Here is a 17073-nt window from a genome sequence, read left to right as displayed (position 1 = left end):
GAGCGCAGCTCGAGGAGGCTAAGGCAACGCCCGCGGTAAGCGAGGGCCCGCAGCGGAAATCCGGAGGATTTCGGGAAAAGAAAAAAACTGCAGACAAAGGAGCAATACACTCACTTTGTCTACAGTCTGAAACCGCCGGAACCCCGGCGGTTTTTCTGTTGGTGCGGTATGAATGCCGAAAGGATAAGGCCTTTTTCCGGTCCCGTGCACCAAAACCCTCTATAATGGAAGAAAAGCACCAGATGATTGAGGAGGAACCAAACATGCCCATCCACAACAAACTCGTACGTGACCGGATTCCGGAAATCATCGAACTGGCAGGCAAGAAATCGAAGACGCGGATCCTGAATGATAATGAATATATGCAGGAACTCAGAAAGAAAATCGGGGAAGAATACGAGGAATACCTCGCAGCCGAAAACGCAGTCGCAGCCGTCGAGGAACTCGCTGACATGCTCGAACTTGTCTACGCGACCGCCGCCGCACACGGCGCCACACCACACCAACTGGACATGATTCGGGAGGAAAAGGCCAAAAAGCGGGGCGCGTTTGATGAGAAGATTTATCTGATTGAGGTTGTTGATGACTAAGTTGCAACTCATCACGTCGGAACTCATCCGGCATCTTGAAAAACTGTCGGGCGATGCGGAGGAGATTCACTGGATGACCGCCTTCACAATGAAGTCGGGCGTCCAGAAGGTGCTGCCGTTTCTGAAAGCGGCTTCAAATCGTGGATCTTCAATTAAACTTCTGACGGGTGATTATCTGTACATCACCCAGCCTGAGGCATTGGAACTGTTGCTTAATGAACTTCCGGATGCCGAGATCAGGCTTTGGAAGAGTGGCGGGGCCAGCTTTCATCCTAAGGCCTATCTGTTCCGTGGAAAAGAGAATCACCACCTGATCGTCGGCTCTTCGAATCTGTCGAAGTCCGCATTGACTTCAGGAGTCGAGTGGAATCTGCTGGCTCCGTCACAAGCGGATGAACAGGCGTTCGAGGTAGCGGAAGATCAGTTTCTGAAGCTGTTTTATCATGAGTCTACGGTTCCGCTAAATCCAGAGACTCTGACCGATTACAAAGAGAATCACCGGGAGGCCAATCGCCAGCGGCCACTCAGCGCTGCTTGGTCAGCGGAAGAAGAGGCCGAGATGATGCTCGGGCCGGGTGAAGCCCAGGAAATTGCGGAAAGCGGCGTTGACTATGAAACGAAGCCTGCCTCCGCCGAACCGCTGCAACCCCGACCCGCCCAGCAGATGGCGCTGGATTCGCTAGAAGCAACAATGGAAGAAGAGTATGACCGGGCGATGGTCGTGCTTGCGACAGGGCTTGGCAAGACGTACCTTGCCGCATTCTTTTCGAGGAAGTTCAAGAGAGTACTTTTCATCGCGCACAGGGAAGAGATTCTCCGGCAGGCACAGCAATCCTTTCTGCATGTTCATCCGGACAAAACTAGCGGTTTCTTTAATGCTGCAGTAAAAGAGACGGAAGCGGACTTTGTCTTTGCTTCCATCTACACACTCGGCAGCCGCCACAACATGGAGCGTTTCAGACCGGATGACTTTGACCTGATTGTCGTCGATGAGTTCCATCATGCCGCGGCGCCTACATATGAACGCGTTCTTGACTACTTCAATCCGGAGTTCTTGCTTGGCATCACCGCCACACCGGACAGGATGGACAATAAGGACGTTTATTCCATCTGCGGCGGGAATGTAGCCATCTCGATTCACTTCCTCGAGGCGATCGAGCGGGGCTGGCTTGTCCCTTTCCGGTATTACGGTGTCTATGATGACACCGACTACTCGCAGATTACATGGCGCGGGACCCGTTATGACGAACAGGAACTGCTTGCGGTACAGTTCCGTGAAGACTTCGCAGAGAAAATCTATGAAGGATACATGGAGCACAGGCAAACCAGGACGATTGTGTTCTGCTCGTCTGTCCGCCAGGCCACTTTCATGAACGACTATTTCCGCAGACAGGGAATTCGTTCGATGGTGCTGCACGGTCAGACGCCTGCAGAAGAGCGACGGAAAGCCACCGACCGCCTTGAATCAGGTGAACTGGAAGCCATCTTCACTGTTGACCTGTTTAATGAAGGCGTTGACATTCCAAAAGTCGATACGCTTCTCTTCATCCGCCCTACCGAATCACTTACCGTCTACACACAGCAGATCGGCCGCGGGCTTCGGCTGGCAGACGGGAAGTCCCACTGCGTCATCATCGACTTTATCGGCAACTACCGGAACGCGGATGTGAAACTTGCGGTCTTTGATGAAACAGGAGAGTACGGAGAAAAGCGTGGCCGCTTTGCCGAACCGGCCGTGCCGGAAGTCTGTGAGTTTAATCTTGAACTTCAGGTCGTCAACCTCTTGAAGGAGATGGCACGAAAACGCGCGCCAAGAAAGGACTCGCTCATCGGAGCTTATTATGACCTGAAACGCGAACTCGGCCGCCGTCCGGAATACCTGGAGTTCCACCTGCAGGCAGATGCCAACTCCAAGGCTGTAAAGCAGGAATTTGGAAGCTACTTTGGTATGCTGGCCTATGCCGGAGAGTTGCGGGAAAAGGAACTCCAAGTTTGGGAGACATTTAAGGACTGGTTCATAGAAGTTGAGAAAACGGGTATGAACAAAAGCTATAAAATGGTCGTTCTTCTCTATATGCTCTCAAGAGGTTCTGAACGTTGGACGGATTCCGTCACACCTGTAGAAATTGCGCCGTTCTTCCATCGATATCTGAACGAGAAAGAATACCGGAGAAGGGCGGATCTCAGTGATAAAACAGGCATGCAACTAATAGAGTATGACGAGAAGAGAACGGCAGATCTGATAGCTAGAATGCCGATGACGAAGTGGAGCGGGAGTGAGAAGGACGGGAAAGTTCTGTTTGGGGAGAATCGCTTTTCAATCCAGGTCCCACAACCTTCCGCAGAGCAATCCGTTCTTCTTCATAAGTGGACTGAACAGATTGCAAATTACCGGCTTCATGAGTATTTTGAGCGAAAGACAAAATAAAGCGGGCGTCCAACAACTTGGATGCTCGCTTTAATCGATTTCCGGCCGTATGCCCCATGCATCCACAATACTGGAGTAGAAAAAGAGAGGGTTACTGGAGTTGGGATGATAGGTAGAGTTTCGCAGCAAAGTCTGACTAATCTCATTCGAGGTGTCTTTACCCGGCACGTAGAGCCGCGGGTAGTCGAGCATCAGGTGCTGCCTGATTTCCTCAACTGTGGCAAGTCCGCCGCGGTGTTTGAGGATTTCGATTAGGATGCGGAGCGGCAGTTCATCCGGCCAGATGCTCCAAAGACCTGATCCGATTCCTTTTGGTGCATAAAAAAGGTCATAACTGTCCCATCTGAACGTGCCCCTGAAGATTTCGCAGTCGCTTGAGTGGCGGTAGATAATGTTACGGATGATGGCTTCCTCGTCCTGATAGGACCGGATAGCCGGTTCGTGAGTGCGTACATATGTATAAATATCATCCAGGTGGCAGATAGGTCCATTCGTGCGGATGGCATCCTGGATGGCGGTCATGATGGCTTGCTGGTTGGACATTGCCCCCCCCCTCTAATCAAGACTATTTTACCGAATTTCACAAATTTAGAAAGGGGTTATTATACCAACAGGGAATACATATATAGATAACGAGGAGGTGTGACAATATTAAGCAAATAAGAGATTTAAATTACTATAGAATGCTTTATGGTCCTTTTAGTAGCAGAGTAAAAGGAAAACTTGAATATTCATCGCATGGGATAGAAATTTACACTTATGACAAAAGAATGGTTCGAATTTTAAAAAGACTATCAGAAAGACAATTGCCAATTAACAATATTGTAGTTGCCGAAGACACCTACCATTTTTTCATAGGTGAATTTAAAGTTGTTTTAGTAGATGAACAAAGTATTTTCCTTCGGCAATAGCAGTTAATACAAGAGATTACACAAAAAAGTGATTGTGGATTAGGTAGACCTTGAAATCAAGAGATTCAAGGTTATTTTTGAATGGATGCTATAACTTTGATGAATTTAGAAAGCGATCAACTTGCTCAAGATGCTTATTTCTTTGTAAAAAAGTACATATCAATTTAATGAGTCTGAAAATGTAGTACGATTATAGTAGTATAAAGGCTATATGACTCTTACACATAACATAATAGCCACCATGAATATTGGGTGAATATAGCAAGGACTGAGGAAAGAAATGATGAAAAAATTAGAAGAAATTAATCATGATGCAGAGTTTGTTAAATTGTCTCCGAAATTGAACGAAATTAATCTTAACTATTTCAAAGAAACAATAATTAAGTTGAGCGAAATGAGTAACTCTGAGCGAGTTAATGCCCTTAATGATTTGATATTAAGTAGTCAAGTCAATGACGGTGACATCGAAAGTTATAAAATGGTGGCAATTTTTTCGCTTTTACGTGACTTGTTCGCTCAACAATGGAGACTTAGAATTTCATCTGTTGAAGATGTTTATGTAGCCCCATCCGAAACGGTTAAGACAAAAAATAAAATGTACCTAAGACAACAACTACAAATTGAGAGAAATGCACAACTGAAAAAAGAGTCAGTAAAAAAATTCATTAATAAAATGGAAAACCCCAAAATCCATAATGGCGATATAGTTAGTATAAAAAGTTTAATTGGTGATTCAAGTATACTTCTCAAAAAAATGGAGAGCAAGAAATACTACGAAGTGGTCGATCCTTATTTGCAAATTATAGATAAAGGTGTATGTGAGCAAACAGGATATAAGTTAAACGAAATATGGCGTTATTTCAGGCATACTTGGTCAATTCCTTATAAATCGACTCCAGGAAGGAATATTTTTTATCTAATTAGAGATCGCTCACAAAAATATCATCCGGTTATGGGGATAGCGGCTCTTGGTAATTCAGTTTTACAATTATCAAATAGGGACAACTATATTGGTTGGACATTAGATTCAGTTAAAGAGAATTTGAAACAAAGAGAAGAGATAATCCAATATGAAGAAGATATAAAAGGGAGTAGCGATCTTAAACGGAAAGTAAAGAAAAGGGTATTATTGGAAAGTAAAGAGGAATATAAAGAAAGAGTAATTGAATACTCAGATAACAAATTAAAACTATTTATTGAATTTATCAATAATGCCATTAATGAAGTGTTTTATGAAGACATTTTGTCTGTCCATGAGGTGCAATATCCGACTGATGAAACACTTGAGAAATTAGAGGAAATAAAGTCAAACCCTTCTATATCCGTTAATAAAACGTTTGATGTACACCCTGATACGATAACTCCACTATTTATAAAAAAACGAGCTGCTGAATTGCTGAATTTACTTTTTGCTAAAAAAACAATCCTTGATCTAAGAGAAAAACTAAAAGAACCTGATGAGATACTTAAAGAAATCGTCAAATTTAAGGGCGGGAAAGTGGTTACAACGGCTCTGCAAGCTAATAGAAAAACAAAAATTGGTTCTAACATGATGGAAATAATAGTATGTGGAGCTATTCCTCCCTACAACGAGATTTTGGCCGGAAAATTAACGGCAATGTTAATGACAAGTCCGGTGGTAGTTGCGGATTATAACAATAGATACAGCAATCAGATAAGCGAGATAGCTTCACGAATGAAAGGGGAGTCAGTAGTAAGAGATTCTAAATTAGCTTTTCTAGGTACAACTTCCTTATATCAAATAGGAAGTAGTCAATATAATCGCATTAAGATACCTGGAATTACTGGTAATATAGAATATCTAAAGTTAGGAGAAACAGAAGGCTTTAGTTCAACTTACTTCAGTGAAAAGACAACATGGTTAATTGATAAGATGTTAATCCAATTGCATGGCGAAAGAAAAATTAACAATAAATTTGGTGAAGGAACTAGTCCGCGGATGAGGTTAATGAGGGCAGGCCTCTCCGCGTTAGGGTTGCCAGAAAGATTAGTAAAACAAGAGACTAAAAGAATTATATATGGAATCGATTTAGCTGCGAATACTAAAGAATTTCTTAATGGTGCTGATAAAGAGTTAGAATATTATATTCCTTTAGATGGAAATGAAGAATTTAATACAGATAGAATAATTGAGTATTGGAAGAAACGGTGGTTAAAAAATCGGGTTCACAATATTGAAGTCAAAAAACGGCTGGAAACATTTAAATCGGAGAGTATTTTAGTAAGTAATTATTTTTAGAGAGGATTAGCACTATGGAATTAACATTAGATTTTATTTCTAAAATGTATAATGGAAGAAATAGTTACGCAGAAATTTTCAGTGATGAAGAATTGAAAGCGATTCACATTCCTTCTAATCTTGAAAGGGCGATTAGGAATTTTATAGAAAAAAACAAGTTGGTTATATTAACAGGTAATCCTGGCGATGGAAAAACACATATAATTAGATATCTAAATGATTTTTTGGCGAAAAAAAATACTTTTATTGAAACTGACATAAATGAAGTTAGCGACTACAATGAATTTTTAGAACGATTAGCGGCGTCGGTTTATAAAGGACACCCTGCCCTGATAGCAATAAACGAATATCCGTTGTTAGAACTCCTAAGAAGCATGGACAATAAATTTCTTTATAAAGATGAAATTGAAGAAGTTAAAAATCATACCATTATTTACAATGATGATTGCCAAATGGATAATTATCAAAATAAAGTAGTGATAATCGATCTAAATAATAGAAATTTATTACACCAGGAATCTATTAAAACGGTGCTTGAACGACTTACTAAGAATGTAACGCTTACAGAATACAATAAGTGGATGAATAGAAATCTTCTCTCTTTACAACATGACGAAGTAGTAAAGAGAGTAGTTAAGTTGGTTTCCATTCTTGGTAATATTGGAGTTCACGCAGTGATGCGAGATGTTATAGGGTTTGTTTCTTACATCCTCACTTCCGGTCATGCACCTACGGATGAATCCTCGGAAGAAAAGTATTATTACAATTTATTATTTGAAGGTGACAATGATTTATTTGATGCGATAAGAAAATTAGATCCTTCAAAAATTACGCATCCATTCATAGATGAGAAACTTTGGAATGGCGAATTTGAAGATGGGTGGCTCTTAGATGTTCCTGAAAAACATCCTAAGGACTTAGAGGATAATGAAGAGGCTATGTCTGAATTTAAGTCATTAAAAAGGAAGTTTTTCTTCGAACATGAACAAGGAATTGAGTTATTCAACTTATATCCTAAAGAATTAATAGATTTTTTGAGTGTGATAAGAAAAAGTAAAGACTCCATGTTAGAAGTAAGTCAAAGAATTATTTTATCCATAAATAAATATTTTGATCAAAGTGAAGAAGAAGATCAAAAGTTATACATTTGGATAAGCCATAGTTATGAAGAAACTTCAGATAATGTATATATATCAAATAACAGTATACCTTACCAAAATACCAAAATATTGGTTCCGAGATTACCTAACCATTTAGAGGAGATCGAGTATACTCCAAATCATTTTATTTTTAGTGTAACTGACAAGAGTTTTGTGAGTATCGACTATGAATTTTTCAAGTTACTTGAGTTACTAAGAAAAGGTTATCCTCCACAAATACTACATGATAATCATAAATTTACTTTGAGAAAGTTTATGGCCAATTTATCAAATGAAACCAAGAAATTCCCGACTAATGAATACATGTTCAAGAATGAATTAATACCGGAAAGTGGAAAGGTAATTATTAGGGATAATAAATATTTATTAAAGTCAAGGTGATTTAAATGGCGAATAACAGACTAAAAGATTTAAATGATTATGTTCTAGAACATATAGGTTACAAACCTCTTTCCAATGGGATAAAACCAGTTCATATTGCAAATGGGCTTTTCCGTTATGTGCTGGGAGAGTACTATAAATTAGATGCTTTAAATAAGTGGGCGAAAAGATTTAAAGATGGAAAAGAAATTCATTCAGCACAAGAAATAAAAGAAGAATTCAGAGAGATTTTAGACGATGATATGACTGAAGAAGACATTAATGAATTGAGAACCTATATAGGGATGTTGTTAAACGCGGACAAAGGGGCTCAACCCAGCGTTAAGTATTCAGCTTTAACAATGTCTTCAAAAACACAAGTTGGCGGAATAGTTCAAAATGAATTCGAGATGCCCGTTTTTTTGTATAGGATTCTAAACACCCCTTTAGAAAATGAAATATCACCTGTTATTCGAACAATAAAAGATTCCTTAAGTGATGAAAATGATGAGATTTCAAGGTTTCTAAGTTTATTAACCACTAAAGTTGAATCTAGAAGTATAAATGATTTAGATTCGTTGTCTGAGTTAAGTGGAGTTGAACTAAAGATTCGAGAATCGTATGATAGGCTTCTTCTTAATTCTATGGGTGAAAATAAGTTGCTCCTACTTGAAAGATTAATTATTTTTGGGTGCTTTTCTATTCTCTATCATCTTGGTTCTAAGATATTAGATTATGATGATTCAATTTCAACTCATAACCCCATTGTTCTTGATGCGAATATTGGCGATGAAACTATACAAAGAGCTAGTCAAGAATCACTACTCTTAACAAGGATAAATATTGAAAGTTTATACGAGAAAATTTTAGAGAATTTTTTTGAAAAGGAAGGTGTAATTAAAACAAAGGAAGATGTAATTAATGCAATAAATGAATTCTCAATAGAAGTAAAAGAAGAAAATGTGAATCCACATAAAGAGTTAGAAGAATTGTTTAGCGGATATTACCAGCAAACAGGAAGACTACTGGAATCATTTGCTAGAGCTATCCGTATTATCATGTATACCAGAGTGTTGAAAACTGATGATCCTCCTAAAACATATGTTAGTTTGGCTAAAAGAATTAATTTAGTGTTTGGAAGATCTAAAAAACGTTTTATTTCTGATCCTAATATCTTAGAGATACTTATTCTTGCCGCTCTCAATAAAGGTGAGAATCTTACATTATCAGAATTCGGACAAAGAATTTGGGATGAGTTTGGAATAATAATTGGTGCTAATCCGGAAAAAGATGTTGATATATTAAGAAAGTATAATATATCAGAGAATACTCCTGGTGATTTACACAATTCTTTATCAATCAATTCAGACGGAATATCTGAAATGTATATATCTATGGGATATGCGAAAAAATATGCAGATGGAGTTATAATTTTCGGTTTGTAAAAGTAGAGGAGGATATCATGAATTCGATCGAACTAACAGCTTCAGTTTTGTCAAAAGAAATCTTGAAAGAAATAGAGAATGATACACATGGTATACTATTAAAAAATCTTCCAAATTACGATTACAATATTTTGGTGCAAAATATCTTATCTCATGAAGATAAAACGCCTCTGATTTTTTTTGTGGGCTTTAATGTAGAAGAAGTTTTTGAGTTAAGAAATAGCCTAGAACAAGAACATTTAGATGACATTGCTTTTACTGTTGAGGAAGCAGAAAAGGCACGTCATGATGTAAATATTAATAGAACTAAAGTAGTTATAGTTAGAAGACATATACCAAAGTTAAGTTCTTTGAATTGGTACAAGCAAATCACAACAGATCAAATTTATAATGCATTGTGCGAAATGGCATTAGACAGTTTTAATGATACAAATGAGTCAATAAAAAATCTGTGGAGAGTCATCAAAACAAAATCTATTAAAAATATAATTTCTTTTGAACAACTAGTTCAATACTATTGCTCCGTCCTCAAGTTCGATAAATTAACTGAAAGTATGATGAATGAAATATATTCGCTGGGACTTATTCCTGATCAAACATTATTAGACAGCCCTAAAAGAGAAGTTATAAGAAAAAAGATACTTGATAATTATAGTGTTGTTCAACGTATTAGGTATTTAGAGGAGTCAGATTTAAAAATATTACAAACCTCTACTAAAAATAATATTCCAGCTGTTCTACTGAATTATTTCAAGTCCCGGGATCCGAACCTGCTATCTAATCTCAAACTCCATGAAGTAAGTAATTTGTTAAAACAAGTTTCAACAACCAAAAGAAAAGATACAAATACGAATGAGAATGATAATGAGAATGGCAACAGGCATTCTCATTCGCCAAACTCCTTAGGCGTTGATTTAATTTTGGATAATGATGAAAAAGAAATATCAGATATAATCGAGAAATTGGATGAAGAGTTAAAAGAAGATAGCGATAAGAAGAAGTCTCTAACTATTAAAACTGAAGGGGGGATTCAAACAAAAGTTGAACTTTCAACAGAGGTATCCAACATGTTGAATGCTTTTATAGGTGAAGATACCCATGGTGGCGTGATATTAACTGAGGAAACTAACGCTCCTAATGCCCTCTCTAACATTGATAGCGCTAAAGTAAATCTATTTAATGAAGACTATATTAATGAGATAAAAGATAAGTTGCATTCATTCTCAGAAGAATTTCCGGAAGAGGCTAATAATATCTTAAGTAATTTCACTACACTTCTGGAAATGAGAAAAGAACTAGTGCAATTTAAAACAAAACTGTCAATCGTTCCGATGTTAAATGTAATCGATATGTTTAATAAGAATGATTTTCTTATCGAATACTTAAATCAATATAATGAACTAATTACAAAGTTGAAAAATAGTTATTTGAAGTTTGCAACTTATAGCCCGGTGGGAGCAAAAGAATTAATTGCACAGATAAATTCTATTGATACAATATTCGTGTTGTCAAAAGAAAACAAAACTCATGCTATTTTAACTCCACTTAATCCTTTGTATTTGTGGAAATATATAGAGTTAGCAAAACGTATAAAAGATGAAAAAGACAATTTTTCAGATTTAGATAGAACATATTTAATTAAAACCTCAGAAGAAATACCGAACCCTCTCAATACTGTTTTTGTAAGTACTTTTATTACAAACAATAAAGATGAGGTTATCGCGGAGATGGGTAAGTTGGGCAACTTGCCCATTTATTCTAACGATTACTATGTCAAGCAATCTACAGATGGTTTAAAGACAATCCAATCATCCGTAATGAAATTTTTATCTGTATATCCCCATAGTTCCATCGGTTTGAGAGTAGCTTTTATTGATCCGCCTAGCGTCAAAGATACGCTGAACATTTTTAAAGACATGATCTTGAAAGTACAATTAGTAGGTCTTCAAATAGACATATATAAAACAAAAGAATCTCCTTATTTTTGGGGAGATACCGAAGATGTGGACGAGGATTACATTAAGGTATTTAGAGATAGCGATAATTTTTCTCTTAATGTCCAATCAGAAACAAAGAATTTGAAAAAGGTTTTAGGCCAGATAAAAAAGAAACCTTACCATATTATTAGTGTATTTGATCCTAGCATAAAGACTATTTCTGAAGTAAGAACAGAAAATAAATCTAATTTAAAAGTACACCCTTTATGTATTCCTAAAATGTTTAGTTATGATCCTATAACCGATATGTTAGAAATCTTACCGACTAATCAGGGGGATATATTTACTGTTTATAACGATTTAGTAGCTAAACTTAATGACAAGCCTAAAGGTTGGCAAAATACCGTGGTTTCAAATTTAGAACCAGTTAAAGAAGAATTACAGGAGTTAATGGGAAATACGGAGTGGTTTATTATTGCTGATGCAAATCTAAAGAACTTTGAAATTTCAACCATCGGTTCTAAAAACTGTATTTTTTACAACTCTTCAAGTAATAGAGAAATTGGAATTTATACATTAAGAATTGATAAGTTGGTCAAGGGTTTAGATTCTATTGTAAGGAATATAGGGAATTACATCCCCAAAGATGAATGTATTGAAAGATTAATAAACCAAGTTAAAAGCCTAGACGAAAAAAACTTAATGAATATTATAAGCAATAGTAATTCAAGAGTTTTTGATGATAACCATGCTAAAGGCTCTTTAGGTTTAGCTATATCAGCTTCCTGGTATAGAGATAAGTTCCCTGATTCATTATTGGCTAGTCTAGATGAAGATTTAGCACGAACTTGGTTAAAGGATAGGGAAGAAAAGATAACATCCGATTTAATAGGCATACGTAAAGGAGAGAACTCTGAAGCAGTTATCGATATTATTGAAGTAAAGACTTTTAAAGACTTTACCATTTCTAACAATGAAAATTTAGATGGCACTCAAGAAATCCATGGTCATGCAGTTGATCAAGTTAATACAATAAATAAGTTAATTAAAGAAATTATTCTTAAACAAAACAAGTTAACAAGTGTTTCAAGAAGAGAACTCCTACGATACCAAGTCTATAAAACACTTTTTAATATGGATTTGAGTAAAAAGGAAAAGAAGTCTTGGACGGATTTCTTAAATGACTTATTCTCAAATAAGTTGGAAAGTATTAAGGTGAACAATAAAATTTACTATGTGAACTTTAATAATAATTCGAGCACAATAGAGCATGGAGTTAAATATACTTCGGACGATGATATTATTTTATGTGAATTAAATAATGACGTTATTGAAAAATATGTTTCGTCTTGTTACGATTCTGAAACTGAACTTAAACTGGATGATGAAAATAGAGATGTTGTTAATAAGACAAAAGATTGGGAACCTGAAGGAGATAATAAAAAAAATACTTCTTCTCCTGAAGAAACAATTGAAGATTCTTCTGAAGACCTGGATGTTCGAAAAGAAAATAACCTAAAAGAAAGTGAGGTGCCGGTAACTATAATTAATAATGAGAATGAACAAGAAAAGAAAAGTAGCGCGAACTTTATTAAAGAGTTTATTGAAGAAAAGGCCAAAGGAATTTATCAAGCTCTAAAAGACTATTCTATTGACGTTCAAGAAGTTGATCCTAACAAAGCGTTAGTGGCTTCAAGATTTGTAAGGTTCCGAGTTAAGCTGAGACCTGGAGAGAATTTACGTAAGGTACAAAAAGTACAATCAGATATAGCGAGAGAAATCGAAGCTATAAACGAAATTTTTGTGGATAACGAGAGAGGTACAAATTATATTTATATGGATGTTCCAAGGGATGAATCAGAAACTGTTTATTTGCTTGATCATTTAAATACCATTGAAAGAGGAAATATCGGTGATTTAAAAGTAATCTTAGGCCAAGAACCAACTGGAAAAATGGAATATCTTAATATAGCGAAGGCTCCTCATCTTCTTACTGCGGGAACTACTGGTTCTGGAAAGACTATTTTCTTGTATAGTATTATTCTAAGCCTTATTTCACAGTTCAATGATAATGAATTGGAGTTAGTAATTATAGATCCTAAACAGACAGATTTTATATATTTTGAGGACCTCCCTCATTTAAGAAATGGCGGCGTGATAATAGAGCCTGAAAATGCAGTTGAAGTATTAAATGAACTTGTTAATGTTGAATTGCAAAGAAGAACAGAATTACTAAGAGAATCTAAAAGCAGGGATCTTCAGTCTTATAACGAGAAGAATTCTGAACATCCTCTAAAGCCAATCTTAGTCATAGTAGACGAATATGCAGACTTGGTAGCTGTAGCCGATATGGAAGGAACTAAAACCCAATTTGAAAATAATATGGTTAGGTTGGCGCAAAGATCAAGAAACGTTGGGATTCATCTAGTAATTGCTACTCAAAGACCGAGTGCTGACATAGTAACATCTAGATTGAAGGCTAATATGCCAACTCGAATTTCATTTTGGCTACCGGCCAATCAGGACTCTAGAACAATTTTAGATGCAACAGGTGCTGAAGACCTGCTAGGTAAAGGAGATATGTTATATTCAAATAACGGTATTATTCAACGTTTGCAGGGGCTTTACGTAGGAGAAGATGAATTGCAGAATTATTTAGAGATAAAGTATAGTAACAATTAATCTCCTTTTTTAAGTTGGCGATATAAATAGGATGCGAGATAGAAATGCACTAAAACTCATTATTTAATCGATTGCTATCAATACAAATGTTGATTTTTAGACACGAAAGACTACCGGGCCTAGATTGAAGTACAGAATATGGGTAGGAAAAGTACAAAAATGAGAAAAGCGGCTCCCTCACGAGGGGGCCGCTTTTCTCATACATACGTTTAGTCCGATTCCAAAACCTCATCGTCCCGATCGCTTCCGCAAACTCTTCACCGAAGTTCGGGTTATCCGCCGCGTACACGACACCGGCAAGGTTGTTCTGCGGGGTGGCCTGAACGTAGATCTGACCGGTGGTGGCGACGCCGATCGGTTTGAAGTGGGTATAGGCGACACGGACAAATTCGACGATATCCCGTCCAAAAAGGAAAAGTCGGATGCCTAATCAAGACTTTTCAAACAATAAGCCCCGGACTCCGATGAGTTCCGGGGCTTATTGTTTGGAAATGGCTCATAACAATTACTCGGCCGTGGCCACTTTTTTCTCTGCGTTTTCCTTCGCAACTTCCTTCGTTGCTTTGGCAATACCGATGCCCGTATAGCCGAGGATGATCGCGAAGATGAACCCGGTGTAGCAGAGGATTGCCCAAGGCGCATAGCTGAGCGTGGAGACACCTAGCGTGCCGGCCATGAAGACGCCTGCGGAGGACCATGGGATCAGCGGGACGATCACGGTGCCGGAGTCCTCAAGTGTCCGGGACAGGTTCTTGGCGGCGAGGCCTTTCACTTTGTACGTATCTTTGTAGAGTTCGCCCGGGACGATGATGGACAGGTAGGAGTTGCCTGTGACAAGTGCCATCGTGATGCAGGACAGGACGGTCGACAGGATCAGGTCGCCTGTGCGCTTCACGATCTTCATGAGGGCGTCGATAATGACTTCGAGGGCGCCCATTTTTGTGAGGATTCCCGCGAACACAAAGGCCGCGAAGGCGATCAGGACGACGCCGGTCATGGACTGCATGCCGCCCTGGTTGACGAGCCGGGTGACCTCGAAGATGACGCTTGCCGGGTCAAACCCGTCGCGTTCAATCATCTCGGCCGTGAATCCGGAAACGGTGGAAGCGAAGATGTTCGTTGCGCTAACACCCTGGATCAGCCAGGCGAGAATGGCGGCCACAATGGAGGACAGGATGATGACCGGAAGGGTCGGGTACTTCCTGATGGAGCCGAACAGGACAATTGCAGGTGGCAAAAGCAAGAGCCAGCTGAACTTGAACATTTCCTTGAGCTGAGAGAGCATGGTCGTCATGGTTTCAGGAGTGCCGATATTGCCTGGGCTCAGGTTGAATCCGGCGATAAAGTAAACAATCAGTGCAAGCACAGCTGCCGGAATGGTGGTCCAGAGCATATGCTTGATGTGCTCGTACAACTCGCTTCCTGCGGCGATCGGAGCGAGGTTGGTCGTATCCGAAAGCGGGGACAGCTTGTCCCCGAAGTAAGCACCGGAAACAATGGCGCCCGCGGTCGCCGCAAGATTCGCGTCAAGGCCGGTCGCGATGCCCATAAGGGCGACCCCTACTGTTCCGACCGATCCCCAGGAAGTCCCGGTGACAATCGAAATGAGGGCGGACACGACAAAGGCGATGACGATGATGTAGCTAGGATTGATAATCTCAAGCCCATAATAGATCAGCATCGGAATCGTGCCGGCGATCATCCAGGTGCCGATCAGGATGCCGATCGAGATGAGGATCAGGATGGACGGCATCGCCTGGCGGATCTTGTCCTGGATACCGTCCATCATCTCGTCCCATTTTAGGCCGACGCGGAGGGCCATGAGCCCGGCGTACAGGGACGCCAGGACGAGGAGCGGCTCCGGCGGGAACTTGAAGACGCCATAACCGATGGCGAGCAGAAGAAGCATGACGACAATGGGAGAAAAAGATTCAAACAGATTTGGTTTTCGTGCGGTCATTGGTGCCTCCTTAGGTGGATGTGTCTTGGATGTCAGCGTTTCTCGAACGTGCCGAACACGATGATCTCGCTGTCTTTCATTAGGCGTTGCCCCTTGGCGAAGACGTCGCGCAGGGCGAGCGTGTCCTTGTCGAGAATGAGCAGGTCTGCGTCCGCGTTTTCTGCCACCCGGCCTTTGCGTCCGAGTTTCAGCGCGCGTGCGGTGTTGGATGTGATAAGCGGAAGAACCTCCTCGAGAGAAAGGCCGTGTTCATTGACAGCTGAAGTGAACTGCTCGTAGAGTGTCCGCATGCTGGCGACACCGAGACCGGTCATCACACCGTCTTCGTTGAAGACCGGAAGGCTGCCGTTGCCGTCGGACGAGATGGTAAGCTGGTTCATATCGCCGCCGTTTTCCTTGTAGTAGCGGATCCATTCGCCTGTCTTGTCGTCCGCTGTGATGTCGACGAACGAGCCGCGTGCGGCCAGGCGGATGGCGTCATCGACGAGGCCCTGGCTGCGCGTGATGTGGGTCGCGTAGAGTGTGGTCGGCGGGAGCTCGTAGTGGTCGAGCAGTTCATGCAGCTGGGAAAGGTACGCCTTTCCCGGACCGGTGTGGAAGTGGACAACGCCGGCTTTGCCGCTGAGGAGCCCGCCAACACGTGCCTGCGCCGCCAGTTTCGACAGTTCCTCGACGGTCGGCTGGCCGGAGCGGGAATCCGAGATGGCGATTTCGGCGATGCCGACCACTTTGTCGATCAGGATGATATCGTCTTTCGCGCTGCCGGTGATCGTCGGGGTGTCGACGTCATAGTTTCCGGTATATATGTAGGTGGTGACACCTTCCTCCTCGAGGCCACGGGCTTTTGCGAGAAGGGAGGTCATGTGCCGGGTCGTACCGTCGGTGCCGAGCAGGCCGACTGCGGTCGTGATGCCGCCGCTGATCATATCGCTCAGCTGCAGCTCAGGCGTGCGTGTGGCGAAGCCGCCTTCGCCGCCCCCTCCGATAAAGTGGACATGGGGATCGATCAGCCCGGGAATGACGAGATTCCCTTCGGCATCGATGATCGTCACTTCGGCGCCGGAGTTCTTGAGGGCGGCTTCATCGATTTCTCCGATTTTAAGGACTTCATTGCCCGCGAACAGGATGGAATGGGTTCCGAGTGGTTTGGGAGCATAAATTTCAGCGTTTTTGATGAACGTCAGCATGTTGCGTCAGCCTCCTTATTTGACTACTATATTCAAACTACTCTTTCGTGTCACCGAAATTATTAAAGTAATAATATTTAGAATACTATTCTGTATATTTAGCTTGAATTTTCATGGATTTGGTTACAGCTTTTGTTTAATTTGGATAACAAA

The 17073-nt window shown here is 40.3% G+C and carries 10 protein-coding genes; 6 read left to right on the top strand and 4 right to left on the bottom strand.

Going from position 1 to position 17073, the window contains the following annotated elements:
* Positions 1–263: 263 nt before the first annotated feature.
* The gene (locus tag DZC51_RS05470) at positions 264–590 is read left to right on the top strand and encodes a nucleoside triphosphate pyrophosphohydrolase (protein ID WP_157294363.1); all 327 of its coding nucleotides are present in this window, start codon (positions 264–266) and stop codon (positions 588–590) included.
* A complete protein-coding gene (locus tag DZC51_RS05465; protein ID WP_157294362.1) occupies positions 583–3018 on the top strand; it encodes a DEAD/DEAH box helicase family protein in 2436 nt (811 codons plus the stop codon). The genes DZC51_RS05470 and DZC51_RS05465 overlap by 8 nt, the downstream gene beginning before the upstream one ends.
* 30 nt (positions 3019–3048) lie before the next feature.
* Here DZC51_RS05465 and DZC51_RS05460 read toward each other — a convergent pair whose 3' ends face one another.
* Positions 3049–3561, bottom strand: coding sequence for a hypothetical protein (locus DZC51_RS05460; protein WP_157294361.1), 513 nt, complete (start codon positions 3559–3561; stop codon positions 3049–3051).
* Positions 3562–4212: 651 nt separating this feature from the next.
* Here DZC51_RS05460 and DZC51_RS05455 point away from each other — a divergent pair.
* From DZC51_RS05455 to DZC51_RS05440, 4 genes are read left to right on the top strand one after another with little or no spacing between them, the layout of a single operon-like run.
* Complete coding sequence (locus DZC51_RS05455) at positions 4213–6189, top strand: Druantia anti-phage system protein DruA (protein ID WP_198304067.1); 1977 nt, start codon at positions 4213–4215, stop codon at positions 6187–6189.
* Positions 6190–6203: 14 nt separating this feature from the next.
* Positions 6204–7730, top strand: coding sequence for an nSTAND3 domain-containing NTPase (locus DZC51_RS05450; RefSeq protein ID WP_157294359.1), 1527 nt, complete (start codon positions 6204–6206; stop codon positions 7728–7730).
* 5 nt (positions 7731–7735) lie between these two features.
* Positions 7736–9154 carry a hypothetical protein gene (locus tag DZC51_RS05445; RefSeq protein WP_157294358.1) on the top strand — a complete coding sequence of 473 codons (1419 nt, stop codon included), beginning with the start codon at positions 7736–7738 and terminating at the stop codon, positions 9152–9154.
* Positions 9155–9171: 17 nt separating this feature from the next.
* Positions 9172–13773: an FtsK/SpoIIIE domain-containing protein gene (locus DZC51_RS05440; RefSeq protein ID WP_157294357.1), complete on the top strand. Its 4602-nt coding sequence runs from the start codon at positions 9172–9174 to the stop codon at positions 13771–13773.
* Between the two features lie 49 nt (positions 13774–13822).
* On the opposite strand, the gene DZC51_RS16390 is transcribed toward DZC51_RS05440, so the two are convergent.
* The 3 genes from DZC51_RS16390 to iadA form a co-directional block, all read right to left on the bottom strand.
* Positions 13823–14170 (bottom strand): hypothetical protein, encoded by a 348-nt coding sequence (locus DZC51_RS16390; protein ID WP_370513674.1) that lies wholly within the window; start codon positions 14168–14170, stop codon positions 13823–13825.
* A 108-nt stretch (positions 14171–14278) separates the two neighbouring features.
* The gene (nhaC, locus tag DZC51_RS05435; protein WP_157294356.1) at positions 14279–15733 is read right to left on the bottom strand and encodes a Na+/H+ antiporter NhaC; all 1455 of its coding nucleotides are present in this window, start codon (positions 15731–15733) and stop codon (positions 14279–14281) included.
* A gap of 32 nt (positions 15734–15765) precedes the next feature.
* The gene (iadA, locus tag DZC51_RS05430; protein ID WP_198304066.1) at positions 15766–16920 is read right to left on the bottom strand and encodes a beta-aspartyl-peptidase; all 1155 of its coding nucleotides are present in this window, start codon (positions 16918–16920) and stop codon (positions 15766–15768) included.
* Between the last annotated feature and the right edge of the window lie 153 nt (positions 16921–17073).

This window comes from Bhargavaea sp. CC-171006, from assembly GCF_009761675.1.
GTDB classification, from domain to species: Bacteria; Bacillota; Bacilli; order Bacillales_A; family Planococcaceae; genus Bhargavaea; species Bhargavaea changchunensis.
The sequence above is the reverse complement of the archived record's forward strand: the minus strand, read 5'-3'. Positions and strand labels throughout refer to the sequence as shown.